11 protein-coding genes are annotated in these 16,640 nt (G+C 46.0%); 5 read left to right on the plus strand and 6 right to left on the minus strand.

Features of this window, described 5'->3' with window-relative positions:
* Window positions 1-182: 182 nt before the first annotated feature.
* On the plus strand, window positions 183-1,409 hold the full coding sequence (locus N39L_RS01025; RefSeq protein ID WP_014274010.1) for a bifunctional sterol desaturase/short chain dehydrogenase: 1,227 nt from the start codon (window positions 183-185) through the stop codon (window positions 1,407-1,409).
* Window positions 1,410-1,425: 16 nt separating this feature from the next.
* Entirely contained in the window at window positions 1,426-1,857 is a 432-nt protein-coding gene (locus tag N39L_RS01030; protein ID WP_014274011.1) for an NUDIX domain-containing protein, read from the plus strand.
* Between the two features lie 94 nt (window positions 1,858-1,951).
* Here N39L_RS01030 and N39L_RS01035 read toward each other — a convergent pair whose 3' ends face one another.
* The 5 genes from N39L_RS01035 to N39L_RS01055 all read right to left on the minus strand — a co-directional run bounded on the left by N39L_RS01035 (window position 1,952) and on the right by N39L_RS01055 (window position 9,276).
* On the minus strand, window positions 1,952-2,146 hold the full coding sequence (locus N39L_RS01035; RefSeq protein WP_006619261.1) for an NblA/ycf18 family protein: 195 nt from the start codon (window positions 2,144-2,146) through the stop codon (window positions 1,952-1,954).
* Window positions 2,147-2,375: 229 nt separating this feature from the next.
* Complete coding sequence (priA, locus tag N39L_RS01040) at window positions 2,376-5,003, minus strand: primosomal protein N' (RefSeq protein ID WP_050856753.1); 2,628 nt, start codon at window positions 5,001-5,003, stop codon at window positions 2,376-2,378.
* A 16-nt stretch (window positions 5,004-5,019) separates the two neighbouring features.
* Window positions 5,020-6,177, minus strand: a complete 1,158-nt coding sequence (locus N39L_RS01045; RefSeq protein ID WP_006619259.1) for a nucleotidyltransferase family protein — start codon at window positions 6,175-6,177, stop codon at window positions 5,020-5,022.
* 655 nt (window positions 6,178-6,832) lie between these two features.
* Window positions 6,833-7,450: a hypothetical protein gene (locus N39L_RS01050; RefSeq protein ID WP_006619258.1), complete on the minus strand. Its 618-nt coding sequence runs from the start codon at window positions 7,448-7,450 to the stop codon at window positions 6,833-6,835.
* Window positions 7,451-7,587: 137 nt separating this feature from the next.
* Window positions 7,588-9,276 (minus strand): CHAT domain-containing protein, encoded by a 1,689-nt coding sequence (locus N39L_RS01055; RefSeq protein ID WP_014274015.1) that lies wholly within the window; start codon window positions 9,274-9,276, stop codon window positions 7,588-7,590.
* A gap of 366 nt (window positions 9,277-9,642) precedes the next feature.
* Between N39L_RS01055 and glgX the strand changes: the two genes are divergently transcribed.
* The 3 genes from glgX (at window position 9,643) to N39L_RS01070 (ending at window position 15,215) form a co-directional block, all read left to right on the plus strand.
* Window positions 9,643-11,709 carry a glycogen debranching protein GlgX gene (glgX, locus tag N39L_RS01060; RefSeq protein WP_014274017.1) on the plus strand — a complete coding sequence of 689 codons (2,067 nt, stop codon included), beginning with the start codon at window positions 9,643-9,645 and terminating at the stop codon, window positions 11,707-11,709.
* Between the two features lie 43 nt (window positions 11,710-11,752).
* Entirely contained in the window at window positions 11,753-12,478 is a 726-nt protein-coding gene (purC, locus tag N39L_RS01065; protein WP_043468833.1) for a phosphoribosylaminoimidazolesuccinocarboxamide synthase, read from the plus strand.
* Window positions 12,479-12,599: 121 nt separating this feature from the next.
* Window positions 12,600-15,215, plus strand: coding sequence for a cell surface protein (locus N39L_RS01070; protein WP_043467888.1), 2,616 nt, complete (start codon window positions 12,600-12,602; stop codon window positions 15,213-15,215).
* 111 nt (window positions 15,216-15,326) lie between these two features.
* Here the strand turns inward: N39L_RS01070 and N39L_RS01075 are convergent, their stop codons facing one another.
* Complete coding sequence (locus tag N39L_RS01075) at window positions 15,327-16,628, minus strand: DNA-processing protein DprA (RefSeq protein WP_014274020.1); 1,302 nt, start codon at window positions 16,626-16,628, stop codon at window positions 15,327-15,329.
* Window positions 16,629-16,640: the final 12 nt, after the last annotated feature.

Consider the following 16,640-nt stretch of genomic DNA (forward strand, 5'->3'; position numbering starts at 1 on the left):
ATAACCATCTGCATCCAGTCAGAGGGGGAAGGTGTCTAACCCTTCATTTTGGTTAGAGATAATCAGCCCAATTGCCAGAATCAAGATTTTCTGGAAGTTTCAAACATTTAACAGCTCTTTGGCATATACAATGCTAAATGGGAAATTTTCACAAAATCAATGAGGTCTGAAACTCTAAGTTTATGCTAACGGTAGTGATCATAAATACAGTTTGGGTAGTAGCTTCGGTGGTATGGGTAGAATTAGTGCGAGACACCTACCACGCCCTGGCCCATGTTTGGCAACCCCTGTATCGCCTCCATTCTTGGCATCATCGGGTATTTCGTCCCGACTATAGCATCAAAAGTGAGGAGATTTATCGGAAAGCACACTGGTATAATGATGTGCCAGAGGCGATGGTGATGTTAGTATTCAGTTTAGGGTTTTGGCTGGGTATCTATGGGCTGACAGGAGATCCTCACTGGTTGACGCTGACAGGTCCAGTGTACACCCTCGGCTTTCTACTACCTGCGATCGCTAGAGGTTCAGGAATTCCCAACGCGGACACACTGACTGACTTAACCCACCTTCCGGGTGCTTTTTCTCAGCCACCGTCGCGGTTATTGGTGAACCAATCTTATCACTGGCGACACCATTTTGATAACCAAAATGCCTACTTTTGCGGGACTCTCACGGTTTTAGATAAAATTATGGGGACAGGACTTTCTCTAAAAGGTAAAACAGTGGCGGTGACTGGCGCTTCTGGGAGTTTAGGGCGATCGCTACTTAAACACCTCCACAACTCTGGGGCGAAGGCGATCGCTTTATCATCAACTTCCCAAACTGTCACCGTCACCATTGACCAGGAAGAATTACCCCTAAAAACTATAACCTGGCAAGTAGGCGAAGAGGAACAATTAGCGAATCTGTTGGAAACGGTAGATATCCTAATTATCAATCATGGTATTAATGTACACGGTGAGCGAACCCCAGAGGCGATCGGCAAATCCTACGAAATTAATACTTTCTCGAGTTGGCGACTGCTAGAATTGTTTTTAAAAACGGTTCGCACCAACACAGATATCGCCCGGAAGGAGGTCTGGGTAAATACTTCGGAAGCGGAAGTTAGCCCGGCTTTTAGTCCTCTGTATGAACTCAGTAAACGCACTTTAGGGGATTTAATCACATTACGCCGCCTAGACTCTCCCTGTGTGATTCGTAAGCTGATTTTAGGGCCTTTTAAAAGTAACCTTAACCCGATTGGGGTGATGTCAGCGGACTGGGTAGCAAAGCAAATTATCAAACAAGCCAAGTCCGACGTGAGGACTATTATTGTCACCATTAACCCTTTAACATTTGTGGCTATCCCGATTAAAGAGTTTTGGGTTTCTACCTATTTCAGGTTATTTAGCAAATCTGAGCATACCTAGACGGACATGATCATCAATGAGCTATCGTAATCCCGCGCCGACAGTAGATATCATCATCGAACTTATAGATCGGCGATCGCGACCGATTGTATTAATAGAACGGAAAAACCCCCCCTATGGTTGGGCTATTCCTGGAGGATTTGTAGACTACGGCGAGTCAGTGGAAACCGCAGCCACCAGAGAAGCCAAAGAAGAAACGGGGCTAGATGTCACGTTAATTCAACAGTTCCATGTCTACTCAGACCCTAACCGAGACCCTCGCCAACATACCCTAGCTGTGGTATTTATCGCTACGGCGAAGGGAGAACCCCAGGCGGCTGATGATGCTCAAAATTTAGAAATCTTTGAGCCCTGGCGCATTCCCCAGGATCTATGCTTTGACCACGATCGCATTTTACAAGACTATCTGCAATTTCGCCATTTTGGACTCCGACCCAGGCTAATGTGAGTCAGTGAACACCCGACTACCCCCAACTCGCTTCTTCTCAGAAAAAGAGAGTAAGAGACAGAGGTGGCCCACTAAGTATGGGGGTAATATCCACTTACTCAGCACCGGAATTGGGTTCTAAGCCCCACTGATACTTGAGAAAGTGCTGATACATATTCTCCCTAACCAACATTTGTTCGTAAAGATCAACCAAAAACTCCTGGGCTTGTTCCCGGCTCATTTGGTTTACCTGCATTCTAAAGGAGGACAGGTTAAATTGTTGTTCCAAAGATAAGCTACTAGATTCCATGATGACGTGAACTCCTTAAAAGTGAATTTGGGTTAATTTTCTAGGATGGCCACCCTTGTCCCGGAAATTATTACGAATTATAACAATTATTTGACAAAGTGCCTACCTTAATATACCCAAATCTTTGGATTTACCATAACAGATCTAGCCCTAAAATTTGTCATCCACGATACGAGATGACTGGATAGTTGGGAAAAAACTATGGCTGTGGGGGGATAAGTGGCAATAATTAACCGAAACTGAGAGGATCAACATCAATGGAAAAGCGAACAGACTGGGGGCATTTTTCAGCCAAAGCAGCGAGAGAGGGAGGCGGGGTAGTCTGACCTGGGAGGAATTTTAATAAAATCTGCCAGCGGTATTGATTAGCAACACGCATAATGGGAGCGGGTGCGGGTCCCAAAAGTTCGCAAGTTCCCGGAAGCAGCTCAGAAGTTAACTCAGAGGCGATCAGGTGGGCGGTTTGTTCAACGTCGATCGCATCGTAACCCCTTAACCGGAGTAAAATCAAGCCACCAGAGGGGGGATAATTCAGCTCTGAGCGGTGTTGTAGCTCGGTTTCGACAAAAGAATCATAAGCATGGTTGCGGACGGCTTCCACGACGGGATGTTCGGGGGTATAGGTTTGTAGAATCACCTGTCCGGGGTCGTTACCACGTCCCGCACGTCCGGCTACCTGTAGCAAGGTCTGGAAAGCACGTTCATTAGCGCGGTAGTCGGACAGGTGCAGAAGTCCATCAGCGGAGACAATACCGACGAGCCCTACAGAGTCTAAGTCTAAACCTTTGGTGAGCATTTGAGTACCAACTAATAAATCAGCCTCCCGGTTAGCAAACTGAGTTAAGAGAATTCTGTGGGCATTTTTGGTGCGGGTGGTGTCACTGTCAAAACGGATAAACCGCAATTCTGGAAAAAGGCGGGTTAATTCCTGGGCGACTCGTTGGGTCCCACTGCCAAAATGTTTAAAATAGGGAGAGTCACACTGGGGACAGCGTTGGGGGTAGGATTGGGAATGGTTGCAGTAGTGACAGCGTAGGTATGGGATAGCTTCGGCGTGAATGTGGTGATAGGAGAGAGAAACATCACAACGGGGACATTCCATGACGTAGCCACAACTGCGACAGGAAACAAAGGTGCTATGTCCGCGACGGTGGATGAATAAAATGCCCTGCTGATTATTGTCTCGCAAAGAGGCGATCGCCAATTGTAGACTTCTACTGAAAATGGATCGATTTCCCTGCTTCAATTCCCGACGCATATCAACTACTTCTACAGGAGGCTGGGGGCGAGATAAGACCCTTTCCGGTAGAGATAGATAATGAATGGATGGGTTATGATTATGGCGATGATGTTGCCAAGTTTCCAGGGCGGGAGTGGCTGAACCCAAAATTAAGGGGCAGTTTTCCAGTTCCGCCCGCCATACTGCGACAGTGCGGGCATGGTAGCATGGTTGTGGCTGGTCTTGTTTAAAGCTGCTGTCATGTTCTTCATCAAGAACAATTAAGCCTAAATTGGGTAAAGGGGCAAAAATTGCCGATCGCGTTCCGATAACTACCTGGGGAGTACCTTCGATCATATTACGCCAGGTGTCGTAGCGTTCACCTTCTGACAAACCACTATGATAGACAAATACCCGATTACCAAACCGGGCGCGAAAGCGATCGGTTAGTTGGGGAGTTAAGCCAATTTCCGGCACTAGGACTAGGGCTGATTTACCCTGGTTGATAATGGGGGCGATCGCCTGTAAATATACCTCAGTTTTGCCCGAACCTGTGACACCATGCAACAGCAGTTGATGAAAACCAGATAACCCCAAAATCACATCTAGGGCTTGTTGTTGATGCTCAGTCAGAGATAAAGGCTGATCGGCTATTGTAGGAATACCCTGTTCCGTGCGTAGAATTTCGCGATCGCCAATTACCACACATCCCTTTTTCTCCAGAGTTTTGAGTAACCCAGAACTGGTATTGCAGGTTTGCAATAAATCCGTTACCCACATTTCCCCACCCCGCCGCCGCAAAATTTCCAGGACCTCTCGCTGGCGGGGGGTGATATCTATAAAGTCTAACTCTACCCAATCTATCACTAGGGTGATTGCTGGTCTGAGTTTAGGGCGCGGTGGTGTCGGCGGTTCCAGATAGCTTTCCACCCAACCCCGTTTGATCAGATCCTGTAGTCCCCGAGAGCCTCCCTTAATTTGTCGTTGCAAATACTGCCAGGTATAGTCTCCTGTAGCTGACTGCTTCAAAACTTGTAAAATCCTTTGGGCTTTGGGTTGCAAAAACTCTTCAGCACCGCCTGGAATGGCATCATTAACTAAACGAATACGTCGCTGGCTACGGCCTAGGAGTCCGGGGGGGAGGGCGGTTCGGATCGCCCTAATTAGGGGAGTTTGATAATACTGGGCGACCTGTTGTAATAATTGCCAATAATGAGCCGGGAAAAATCCCTTGGCGGTGATATCTTCTACCGGACGCAGCTTGATAGAGGTAGCCTTACCCGGTTCCCTCAGATTTTCTGGCAGTTCTGATGTTAACCTAATGGCGATCGCCCCTATCTGTTGAGCCCCAAAGGGGACACTGAGAATATCCCCCGGCATAATATCTAAATGAGGGGGCACTTGGTAGGTATAAAGTTGTTCTATGTCTTCCGTGTCTTCTGTCTGGCGGAGGGTGAGTATATCCACTAGAACCTCAACCAGTTTATAATCACCATCACCGCCCAACTTTTCTGAACCGTAAGATACACCAGGTTCAGCCAGTTTTAGGGGAAGTGGGTCGCTTTTCGGAAATAACCCGCTCGAAACAGAGGATGATTCGATAACCCCCCCGTACAAGACCACGGAAGATTTATACATACAACCTACCAAAAAGTTATGAGGTGCTGAGAATATCTGCGATCGCCTGATGTTCTTCTGGGGGATCACCCACAGCCTGTCGAGCATCAGTAATCAGCCAATCCAAAGCCGCCGCCTGAACATCAATAGAAGCTCCCAGCTTATCCACACAGTAGCGACCAAACACCAATTTGTCTACCAGGCGCACCCCACGCCCCAACCGAGAATACTCGAAAATCACGCTATTACTCACATAGGAGTTGCTACATATTGAGCAACTCGGACCTATCATAGTCGGACCAATAATAGTTGCACCATCTTCAATGCGGGTCATACCACCGATATAGACCGGTCCTTCAATATGGACTTTATCCCAATTCACTGCCACATTTAGCCCCGTATAAATTCCCGGAGCCACTTCTCTACCGGGGATCGGCACATTTTTCACCTCACCCAGTAACACACTGCGAATAGCCCGCCAGTAGTCGGGAACCTTCCCAATATCTACCCACTGAAAATCCATAGTAATCCCATAGAAGGGCGCGCCTATTTCCACCAAATGGGGGAACAGTTGGCTACCAATATCATACTCGCACCCAGAGGGGATGTAATCAAATATCTCCGGCTCAAAGATATAAATTCCCGTGTTAATACTGGTGCTGAGAGCTTCTTCTACAGATGGTTTTTCCTGAAAAGCCCTAATCCTGTCCATTTCATCCGTAACTACCACCCCATAGCTGGAAACCTCCTCTTTGGGTACAGATTTCATCACCACAGTAGCGATCGCACCTTTCTCTTTATGCCATTTTACCGCCTCACTCAGGTCTAAATCAATGAGGGCATCCCCGCACAACACCACAAAAGTATCATCAAAAAATGGGTTAAAGTCCTGGATTTTTTTCATTCCCCCAGCAGACCCCAAAGCCTTACCTATCAGTTGACCATCTTCGATACTCCCCTCAAATGAGTAAGAAATCTCTACCCCAAACCGCTGACCATCACGAAAATAGTTCTCAATTTCATCAGCTAAATGGCTTACATTGACCATAATTTCCTTAAAACCATGGCGACGCAGCAAATCTACCAAAAACTCCATTACTGGCTTTTGAAGAATCGGAATTAATGGTTTCGGTATCGTGTAAGTAATAGGGCGAACACGAGTCCCCTTACCAGCAGCCAAAATCATCGCTTTCATATTCACGTACTCTACCCTCAGCTATTCTTTGACATTTCCCGCCCACAAAGGCCAGGGATTCTTAGGTGTTCAGGCAGCGGGGACTTAACCCCTCGCTAAATATCTTCCCTGTGTGCTTAATGGTTGTCTGTTATCCTTAAACAATCGCCTGAGCAGCCTCTAGTCTCTATCAGCCCTCTGGTGACATTTACAGACACCATTAACCATAACTTAAAGACACTTATCTTCCCCTGGTGTATCAACACTCCACTACAGCTTTCATTAGCCTATCAATATTTCCCGATTTTACCCAAAACAGATTGACCCCCTACCTTCCCGGTTCCCTTTCCTGAGTTCTTATGCACAAAACCTTATTTTTGTCAATAGGTATCACCAAGGGCGAACCAACAAATAATCTGGTGGAGAGCGAAGATGGTCGGAGAATCTGCCCCTACGGGTGCATCGTGAATTTTAATTTTTGCCCAGATAATATTTTGGGGGACGATAGAATCAGGGTTATAGCCTCTTTTTTTGCGTATAGACACAATAACCCCTTTGGTGCGATTTCTTCCATGATACCATAACCCCTATAATATCGTCAACTTTTGGGCAGATATTTTCCCTAAAATTGCCACAATTGTTAACAGTCTTTGAAACATCAAATAAATACAGTTGATTAACTCTCCTGATCAGAAGTTCCGGTAGTGGTTGCTAAAGCGAGGGCATAATGAGCGATCGCCAAACTCAAGCGAGCTTGTTCTACCTGTGAGAGTTCATGCCATTCTTGGGAACCCACTTTAGTAAATATTGATTCTAGGGCGCGATTGTCATTTCCGCGCATAGCATTAACCATAGGACGGGCGAGAACCTGCAAATCTTCCGAGTCCCACTGAGGTAGAATCTGACTAACACAAAATACAAGCTGTTCACCCAGACTCTGGAAAGCCTGATCCTGAACAACTGCTGCTTTAGATATTCCCCTAAGTATATCTTCAGGGATACGAGATAGAAGAGTTACCCCGCCATTAAGTGTCAATTTCTCAACTAATAATTGATACAGAGAAATCGGCGGCCAAAGATTTTCTATATGTTCAAAGAAGACTTGGGATCTTTCAGTTATATCATCGTTACTGAGACACTCTGACACAGACAAGTTTAGATCTGCCTCCTCAAAATATCCATAAGATTCTGCTTGTTCAGGACTCCAGGGATAGGCAGAATTTTCCGAGTCATCTAACAGTAGTGACCATAAATCCAATTCAGTCTCGCCATTGTGACAATTAAGTTTAGTCATTGAGCAACATCCTTTGTTGACAGCATAATCCAAGGTTCGGGATAGCCGGATAATGGACAATTGTTCGGGATACTATCCCGCACCCATAGCTACAAAACTGAGAGCAGCAATTCCGCAACTTCTCTGAGGATATAGTTCTACAGGCTATCAATCACAAATTCCCAAATCCGACCCTGGGAACTGCCAAATTTTAACTTAGTTCCCGATGTAAGTTGTACCTCTTGATGATGAATGCGTTGCCACTTCTGGTTATTTTCCTCCCAAATTAGAGTACCGTAGCGGGAGAAATCCCGCAGAAAGTAGGTGGGCTGATTTGTGGGCGACCCATTACCATTGCGGCAGAAAATCTCAGCGTGTTGATTAGAAATCCATGATTCATGCAAAACAATATCATTTTGCTCCGATCGCCCTATTTGAACCCGTCCCGCTTCTATTAGCCAGCTTTTTGATGTGACTTCCTCAGTTTCCTGGAGTTTCAGATAAGCGCAGGGGAGATCATATCCTAGGGCGGTGGGTGAGTTGGCGGGTAGTTGGGTGCGAATACCCTCCTCGGTGGGGACTAGCAAGCCATTAAACTCAGGGTGCATATATAATATGGGCAGAGTCCAAGCTGGCTGGTTGAATTTGTAGAGGGTCAGCAACTGTTGTCTGGCGATCGCTACAGCCCGATCAATGGGCATCCTTTCTGATAAGGCTCTCGCAAAGGTTTGAATAAAACTGAGGGCTTCGCTGTCGGTAATGGAGTCTCGCATTCCTAAAACCACTGGGACTCCATGATGGATTAATACTTTAGCCAAGCTGCTGCTGGGAATGGCGGGAAGAGTGATGTTTTGTAGAGTCGATGATAATTCCATGGCTGGGACAGCACTCCAGCAGGCATTAAATACCGCCAGAGTGATACCACAGCGCACTAGAACTTGAGCTAATTCTGTACCATTAATGGTAGTTTGCTCTTGTAGAAATAATAAACCACCATCAGGACCCGTGAAGCCATGACCGGCATAGAAGATCACGTTATAGGGTATCTGGCCTAGTTGCTGGGGGGTTTCTAGTTCGGTAATTAGTTGGGCTACACTGGGCTGGATTAGTGTTTTTATGAAACAGGGAAGGCGATCGCTTCTTGATGAGTCAGATCCTGGGTCGGTGCTGTTGGCTAAAACTTGGGCAATTTGTGAGGCTTCCGTTTCTAATTGCAGCCTATGGGAATTTGTGGCTGTTGGGGTTTGACATGGGGGGATGTCGTTATGACCTAAAACTAATAAGATGTTTAGGGCTGGGACTAGGGGGCGATCGCTTAATGGTTGAACATCACAGGTAGTGCGACTAAATAACAGCCTGGGACTTAGGGAGATGGCTGGTTGTCCCGGCTGTGATTGCATAATTTCCCATGGTAGGGGAATTAAATTAGGCGATCGCACATCTAATCGTATTCTCAGCGGACACTTTTGGCCTAGGGCTAGTCCTTGACAACGGTGGAAACTGCTTTGAATTGGTCCCTGAAACAGCCACTGCCATAAATCTATTCCCAATTGCTGCATTAGTCGGCTGCTGTAGCTGGGTTTGGTTTCCAGATCTGGTGATAATGGTGCTAGACTCAATGGCTCACCCATGGCCGACTCACTCAGCGCCAGGGGTAAGCTATCTGGGGAAAACATTTCTAACCAGGCTTGCCATAATTGTGACAGAGATTCCGGCCAGATACAATCATGGTGGACATAATCGCTGGCATTGACAGAATTAAACACCCAGGTGGCGAAGTGGTTGCCTGTGGGTGAATTCAGACGGGCGATCGCAATACTTAGGGTCGGAGTCTCATTCGGCGACATTCATTCGTTAGCATTTTCAAGAGATAACCCTGAACTTCAGAGTTGGTAGACTTAGCAGTTTCGCCTCGTCTAATTTTACCGTGAATCTGTCGCGAAATGTGTCGCGATCGCCTAAAATCTTAAAGGATTTCTTGACAACATCTTGGCCATAGCCGCCTCGATTGGGAACTAGGGGACATCCCTCATAGACTGAACATACTAAGGAAACACCCAAATCTAACTCAAGTCAAGGAGAAACAATTTCTCCCATTAAAGCCTGGTTGCTACATACAGCCTTTGAGGACCCACCTCAACAGTCTCCGGTTGGTTTGCATTTAACCTGAGAATATTAAAACCTCTAAGATTTGAAAAGGAGTCGATTAATTAATGAAGTCTGATATTGGGCGCGGTCAGAGTTTCCCCCTCGGTGCTACAGTTTATCCTGATGGGGTCAATTTTTGCTTATTTTCCAAAACTTGTGCATCTTTAGAGTTACTGTTTTTTGATGCCCCAGATGATGCCAAACCTAGCCATATAATTAAGTTTGAACCTCAGTATAATAAAACTTTCTACTACTGGCATATTTTTGTCAAAGGCATTAAGGCGGGGCAAATTTATGGATATCGCGCCTATGGAATGTTTGAGCCAGAATTGGGCTATAGGTTTGACTCGGATAAGGTACTGCTTGACCCCTATGCTAAAGCTGTAGTTAATACCGAAAACTATAGTCGGGAAGCTGCATCAAAACGTGGTGATAACTGTGCTAAGGCTATGAAAGCCGTAGTCGTAGACCCAAAAACTTATGATTGGGAAGATGATAAGCGTCTGGAAATACCCTATTCTCAAACCATCATTTATGAGATGCACGTGGGCGGTTTTACCCGCAATCCTAACTCAGGTATTCCCCCAGCCAAACGAGGCACTTATGCTGCCTTAATTGAGAAAATACCTTATCTGAAAGATTTGGGAATCACAGCAGTAGAATTAATGCCAGTTCACCAATTTGATGAACAAGATGCTGTTCCCCCTCGGAAAAATTACTGGGGTTATAGTACCGTTTCCTTTTTCGCACCCCATAGACAGTATAGTTTTAGGCGCGACCCCCTCGGACCTGTTGATGAATTTCGCGATATGGTAAAAGCCCTTCATAAAGCGGGTATTGAGGTTATTTTAGATGTCGTTTATAACCACACCGCCGAGGGAAATGAGAATGGTCCGACTCTCTCATTTAGGGGGATTGACAATTCTATGTATTATATGCTGGAAGAGGAGGATAAGTCCTTTTATAGCAACTATAGTGGCTGCGGAAATACCATTAAAGCCAACCATGAAATCGCGGGACAAATGATTATTGACAGTCTCCGCTATTGGGTTTCGGAGATGCACGTTGATGGTTTTAGGTTCGATTTGGCATCGATTTTTTCGCGAAATCGTGATGGTACACCCATGGAAGATGCGCCGATTTTATGGATTATTAAATCTGACCCGGTATTGGCGGGAGCCAAACTAATTGCTGAGGCTTGGGACGCTGGGGGACTCTATGAGGTGGGGTCTTTTGCAGGCGATCGCTTTACCGAATGGAATGGACAATTTCGGGATGATGTTCGCAGTTTTGTCAAAAGTGAACCCAAACAAATCCAGCGCCTAGCCTATAGAATTATGGGGAGTCCAGATATTTACCCCAAACCCGATCGCGAACCTCATTGTAGCATTAACTTTATCACCTGTCACGATGGCTTTACCCTCAATGATTTAGTTTCCTATAACCAGAAACATAATCAAGCCAATGGTGAAAATAACCGGGACGGACACAATGATAATCGCAGTTGGAATTGTGGAGTGGAAGGCTTAACTGATGATACTTATATCGAAGCCTTACGCAATCAACAAATCAAAAACTTGTGGACAATTCTGTTGGTCTCCCAAGGAACTACCATGCTATTAATGGGTGATGAAGTCCGCCGCACCCAAAACGGAAATAATAACGCCTATTGTCAAGATAATGAGTTAGGTTGGTTTAACTGGAGTGATGTCGGGAAACACCCGGAACTATTGCGATTTGTCAAAAACCTGATCCGATTTACCCAAAGACTGCATATTTTTCGGATTGAAACCATTTTAGTGATGGACCCCAATAGTAAATTACCTAGCATTACATGGCATGGGGTACGCTTAAATAAACCAGATTGGGCAGATTATTCCCGCAGTATTGCTTTTAGTTTACGACATCCCGAAAAACAGGAATATCTTCATATTATGCTCAATTCTTATTGGGAACCCCTCCTGTTTGAGATACCTATTCTCCCAAAAGGTCAACGCTGGTATCGTATTGTTGATACAGCTTTAGCAGTCCCCAATGATTTCTGTACCGAGAAAACAGCCCCCCCAATTCAAGGGAATCACTATCGAGTCCAGGGACGCGCATCGGTTATTCTGATGGCACAGTCCCGGTAGCAATTAGCCCAATAAAACTTAACCATCGCGCTATATGTCTGATATGTCTGATCGCCAACAACTGTATGAAGGGAAAGCCAAAATCGTCTATACCACTGATGACCCAGAGGTGTTGCTGGCTTACTATAAGGATGATGCCACAGCATTTAACGCCCAGAAACGGGGGACGATTACAGGGAAGGGTGAAATTAATAACACCATGTCTGGTCATCTGTTTAAACTCCTAGAGGCGGCGGGTGTTCCCACTCATTTCATTGATACCCCTAGTCCTAATGAAATGCGGATCAAACGGGTGGATATTATTCCTGTGGAAGTTATTGTCCGTAATATCGCGGCGGGGAGTCTGTGTAAACAGACGGGGATTCCCCTGGGAACAGTTTTGCAGCCCCCCTTGGTGGAATTTTGCTATAAAAATGACCAGCTAGGTGATCCTCTATTAACTCGCGATCGCCTCTTGGCCATGAATTTAGCCAGCGAAGAACAGCTTAAATCTATTGAAGACCTCAGCCGCCAGATTGACCAGATTTTGAGTGATTTTTTTAGTCAATGTGGCATCACTCTGGTAGACTTTAAGCTGGAATTTGGGATGACCTCTGATGGTCAATTGATATTGGCTGATGAGATTAGCCCTGATACTTGTCGCCTCTGGGACCAAGCCGAAACTGACCCTAACCTCCGGGTGATGGATAAGGATCGCTTCCGTAATGACCTCGGAAATGTTGAGAGTGCTTATCAGCAAGTATTGGCTAGGGTTCTCAGTCATATTTAACTAAATTTAATTGGGCAAAATGCCTGATAGTTGTGGATTGGGTCAGGTGTCTGGGACGGGAAAAGTAATTTTTTCCCCCTGAGGTTGTAACATTATCGATGGCTGATTATTTGGTGTGTGGATGTCCAAGAATGTCAATAACATGGGCTTCTGTTCTTTGTGGGTTGCCTGTTTTGCAGCCTCAGCAACTTTGGGGCTATCAAATTCTGCTAGTGGTAAAACCCCTGCACTGATTTTCAAGGACTATCAACGGTCTTTGGCAGTTTCTGATCAGTCTAACGATGATCTGCAGGACTCAGAAGCGATCGCTATCCCTTATGTCCAACGGGACATGGGGGAGTTTCCCTTATTTCAACTCAAAAATAAGGACTACCAGAGACCGACAGACTTTCCTGGGTCCGTCACTTCCCCATTAGTCGCCCTGGAAAAGGTCGATGATAGCCTTTTAGAGTCCGCAGGCCCCCTTACAGGGACACAGAAGGAACCCGCGCCTACAGAGGTGAAATTCTCCCTAGCCGGGTCGGAAAATCCCCCCACGCCAGTCTATTCGCCTTTTGAACCCTCTCTGGGTAAGCAGGAGTTGAAACAGGCGAGTTTTGATGTGATGCCATCACCAGACCAAATAGCCATTGCTAACTTTGACAACAGCTCAGAGTTGAGCCTCCCTGACCCTGACTCTCCACAAGACTTAGATAGTGCCACCGAAAGCCATTTATTGACCGCTCAGACCCCTTCGGCTGTGTCTCAGGTGGGTTCAGGTCAAAACCGGGTAAGGGCATCACAAGACCTGTCTAGGGAGCCTCAGTGGGTGGTTAATTTGATGCAGGCGATCGCCTACGAGTGTGAATATTGCAGCGCCGACGACCCTACACCCCAGGAAAATCTGGAGTTAGCCCAGAATAATCTACCGCCATCAGTCCCCGGAACAGGCCAGCCAGGAGAACCCGATGTGCTAATTGCTGAAGTTCTCGTATCTGGAACTGATAATGACCAATTGGTGGATGTGGTCTATGGGGCGATCGCAGTTCAACCAGGACGCACCGCTACCCGTTCCCAACTCCAACAAGATATTAACGCCATTTTTGCCACCGGTCTATTTAGAAACGTTCGAGCTATCCCAGAAGATACCCCCCTGGGAGTGAGAGTCACTTTTGATGTCGAACCTAACCCACCCCTACAGCAGGTTATTATCGAAGGAGATCAGGTTCTCCCCTCCGAGGTCGTTGATGCTAGTTTTGCGGGTCAATTCGGTCAAATTATCAACCTCCGACGCATTGAAGAGGCGATCGAAGATATCCAAACCTGGTACCAACAAAATGGCTATGTACTCGCCCAGGTAATTGCCGCCCCAGATGTTACCACAGAAGGCGTAGTCACTTTAAGAGTCGCTGAGGGCGTAATTTCCCAGGTTATAGTTCGTTTTCTCAATGCTGATGGCGACCCAACCGACCCTGACGGTAATCCCGTTACAGGTCGCACCCGTGACTTTATTATCACCCGTGAAATTCAGTTACAGCCCGGAGATGTCTTTAACCAAGCAACCATTCAACAGGACTTAGGTAGAGTATTCAGATTAGGCATTTTTGATGATGTCCGACTTCAGCTTGAACCTTCCCCCGAAGACCCCACCCAGGCTAATATGATTGTTAATGTCATTGAACGTAGCACTGGGTCCGTCGCCTTTGGGGGTGGTTTCAGTTCCGCCACCGGTTTGTTTGGAACTCTGAGCTATCGTGAAGCTAACTTGGGCGGAAATAATCACCAATTAGCCGCCGAAGTACAGGTTGGTGAACAGGTTTTACTCGTCGATCTGAGCTTTACAGACCCTTGGATTGCTGGAGACCCTTACCGCACCTCCTACACCGTCAATGCTTTTCGCCGCCGTGGGATTTCTCTAGTTTTTGAGGAAGGCTCCGAAGATGTTAGACTCCCTAATGAAGACCGCCCTAGGGTAATTCGGACTGGTGGTGGTATTAGTTTTACTCGTCCGTTTGCAGAAAATCCTTTTGTTGACCCCGACTGGGTCGCCTCCTTGGGTTTTCAATATCAACGCGCTCAGGTAACAGATTCCCGCGAGCGCATCACCCCCCGCGACGAGAAGGGTAAACTTCTCACCGCTAGTGAGTCTGGCGAGGATGATTTATTTACCGTTCAGTTTGGGTTAGCTACCGATCGCCGTAATAATCGCCAAATTCCCACCAGTGGCTATGCTTTTCGCTTAGGAACAGAACAATCGATTCCCATAGGTTCCGGGAGTATATTTTTTAATCGCGTCCGAGGTAGTTATAGTCATTATATCCCCGTCAATTTTTTACAGTTAGTTCCGGGGGGGCCCCAAGCCTTAGCTTTCAATATTCAAGCTGGCACAATTATGGGCGATTTCCCACCCTATGAAGCCTTCCCCTTGGGGGGTGCTAATACTGTCCGAGGTTGGCGTGAGGGTGCTTTAGCAGCCGCCCGTAGTTTTGTCTTGGGTTCCGTCGAGTATCGCTTCCCAGTCTTTTCTGTCGCTAATTTTTTGATTGGCGGCGCTTTATTTGTTGATGCTGCCCATGCTTTGGGGACTCAAAGCAGTGTCCAAGGCAATCCTGGCGGTATTCGTGGTAAACCCGGAAGTGGCATTGGTTTCGGTGGTGGCGTTCGCATTCAGTCCCCTTTGGGTCCAATTCGGATTGATTATGGGATTAATGATGAAGGCGGAAATCAGATCCACTTCGGTATTGGTGAACGCTTCTAAATCTCCAGTCCATTACATCTAGTTGGGTGCCTCAGAATTCCTAAACAGCCAGGGCACCCCATAGCCTTTTTGTAGCCGTGTTTGATTTAACATCAACCGCAACATCAATAATTATCTATTACACTCTGAACTCACATAGCGAACCGGCTTCGTTAATTTAGTCACCTTACCATCTTCTATAGCTCGCTTTAACCAGGCTTGTATTTGATTGTACTGTACATCTAATAATTTCGCTAAGTTTTTCGCGTCTATCGGCTCCTGTAGATGTGTTAAAATTATTGGTAAAACCGCTTGATAAATATCCATAGATACATCAATTTTAGCCTCTGATAACTCCGGGGATGGACTCACATTAGGTGCTTCTGTAGGTGTCGGATTTACATCTACATATATAGGAGTTGGGGCGGGATTTTCAGGTGTTAAATTTACCGCGAAATCTAAAGCCATTTGTTCCACTTCTACCGCATCTTCCGTCTCCCCTGGCTTCAGGATATCCAATAAATCCAACTTCCCAGACATTTCCGGGAAAGGTTTAGCCCCTAGTTTCAATAATTCCATATTGCCTTGATTTTGGCTATTTTGGCACACAAAAACAGGTATATTTGGTAGTTTTTTTAGGGCTTCTACCGCCCCACTCCAAGTGCCACCCTTATTAAAACTTGCACTAATTACCACAGCATAATCAGCTAAAGCATAAATATATTTATTGCGTCCCATGGCATTACCCACATGAAAACCAGCTTCTGGATCGTAGGGGGAAATTAGCGCTAGTCTATCCTCATCAAGACTTTGCCGATAGTCACTTTCTAAAGATGCCTTCCCTAAACTATTTGCCAAAACCCCAATCGTAGTTCCTCCGGCTTCTAAACAGGATAACATCCCACATTTATCTATGCCTCTCGCACCTCCAGAAATTACCTGTATATTTTGTTGGGCAGAAATGTGGGCTAATTGTTGGGTATAGCTTAATACTGCTTCATTAACATTACGAGAACCTACTATAGCTAACCCGCCCTTATTCAATAGTTCCAGGTTACCTACACCATATAAAATTGGGGGAGACAGATATTTTAAATGCTGCTTCAAACGCTGGGGATAATGGCGATCGCTACGACTTACAATCCACAGACCTTGACTGCGCCATTTTTCTAATGATAAAGTTAGTAAAAATCCTCTCTGTAGCAGTTCGATAATTCGTTGATTATCTAAAGAATGATTCAGGGAGCATAATTTCTGTTCTCCATCAGGTGCTAATAGATGAGCGGGAGTCATTTGATGCGATCGCAATGCCGCCGCCAGCAGATTATATTCCCTTAAACTTAACGGTTGCGGGGAGTGATTACGACTCTTGCCAAAACTCCCGCACAGAAGTAAAATACCCTGAGTATCCTGGGATAATTGATGATTTGACATAAACCCAAAAAA

This window comes from Limnospira platensis NIES-39, assembly GCF_026000695.1.
GTDB lineage: Bacteria > Cyanobacteriota > Cyanobacteriia > Cyanobacteriales > Microcoleaceae > Limnospira > Limnospira platensis.

What these genes read in the sequence shown, in the direction of transcription:
- N39L_RS01035 (WP_006619261.1), bottom strand. Translation starts at nt 2,146, where the DNA reads ATGGAATCTAGTAGCTTATCTTTGGAACAACAATTTAACCTGTCCTCC.
- N39L_RS01070 (WP_043467888.1), top strand. Translation starts at nt 12,600, where the DNA reads ATGTCCAAGAATGTCAATAACATGGGCTTCTGTTCTTTGTGGGTTGCC.
- N39L_RS01075 (WP_014274020.1), bottom strand. Translation starts at nt 16,628, where the DNA reads ATGTCAAATCATCAATTATCCCAGGATACTCAGGGTATTTTACTTCTG.
- N39L_RS01045 (WP_006619259.1), bottom strand. Translation starts at nt 6,177, where the DNA reads ATGAAAGCGATGATTTTGGCTGCTGGTAAGGGGACTCGTGTTCGCCCT.
- priA (WP_050856753.1), bottom strand. Translation starts at nt 5,003, where the DNA reads ATGTATAAATCTTCCGTGGTCTTGTACGGGGGGGTTATCGAATCATCC.
- N39L_RS01050 (WP_006619258.1), bottom strand. Translation starts at nt 7,450, where the DNA reads ATGACTAAACTTAATTGTCACAATGGCGAGACTGAATTGGATTTATGG.
- N39L_RS01030 (WP_014274011.1), top strand. Translation starts at nt 1,426, where the DNA reads ATGAGCTATCGTAATCCCGCGCCGACAGTAGATATCATCATCGAACTT.
- N39L_RS01025 (WP_014274010.1), top strand. Translation starts at nt 183, where the DNA reads ATGCTAACGGTAGTGATCATAAATACAGTTTGGGTAGTAGCTTCGGTG.
- glgX (WP_014274017.1), top strand. Translation starts at nt 9,643, where the DNA reads ATGAAGTCTGATATTGGGCGCGGTCAGAGTTTCCCCCTCGGTGCTACA.
- purC (WP_043468833.1), top strand. Translation starts at nt 11,753, where the DNA reads ATGTCTGATCGCCAACAACTGTATGAAGGGAAAGCCAAAATCGTCTAT.
- N39L_RS01055 (WP_014274015.1), bottom strand. Translation starts at nt 9,276, where the DNA reads ATGTCGCCGAATGAGACTCCGACCCTAAGTATTGCGATCGCCCGTCTG.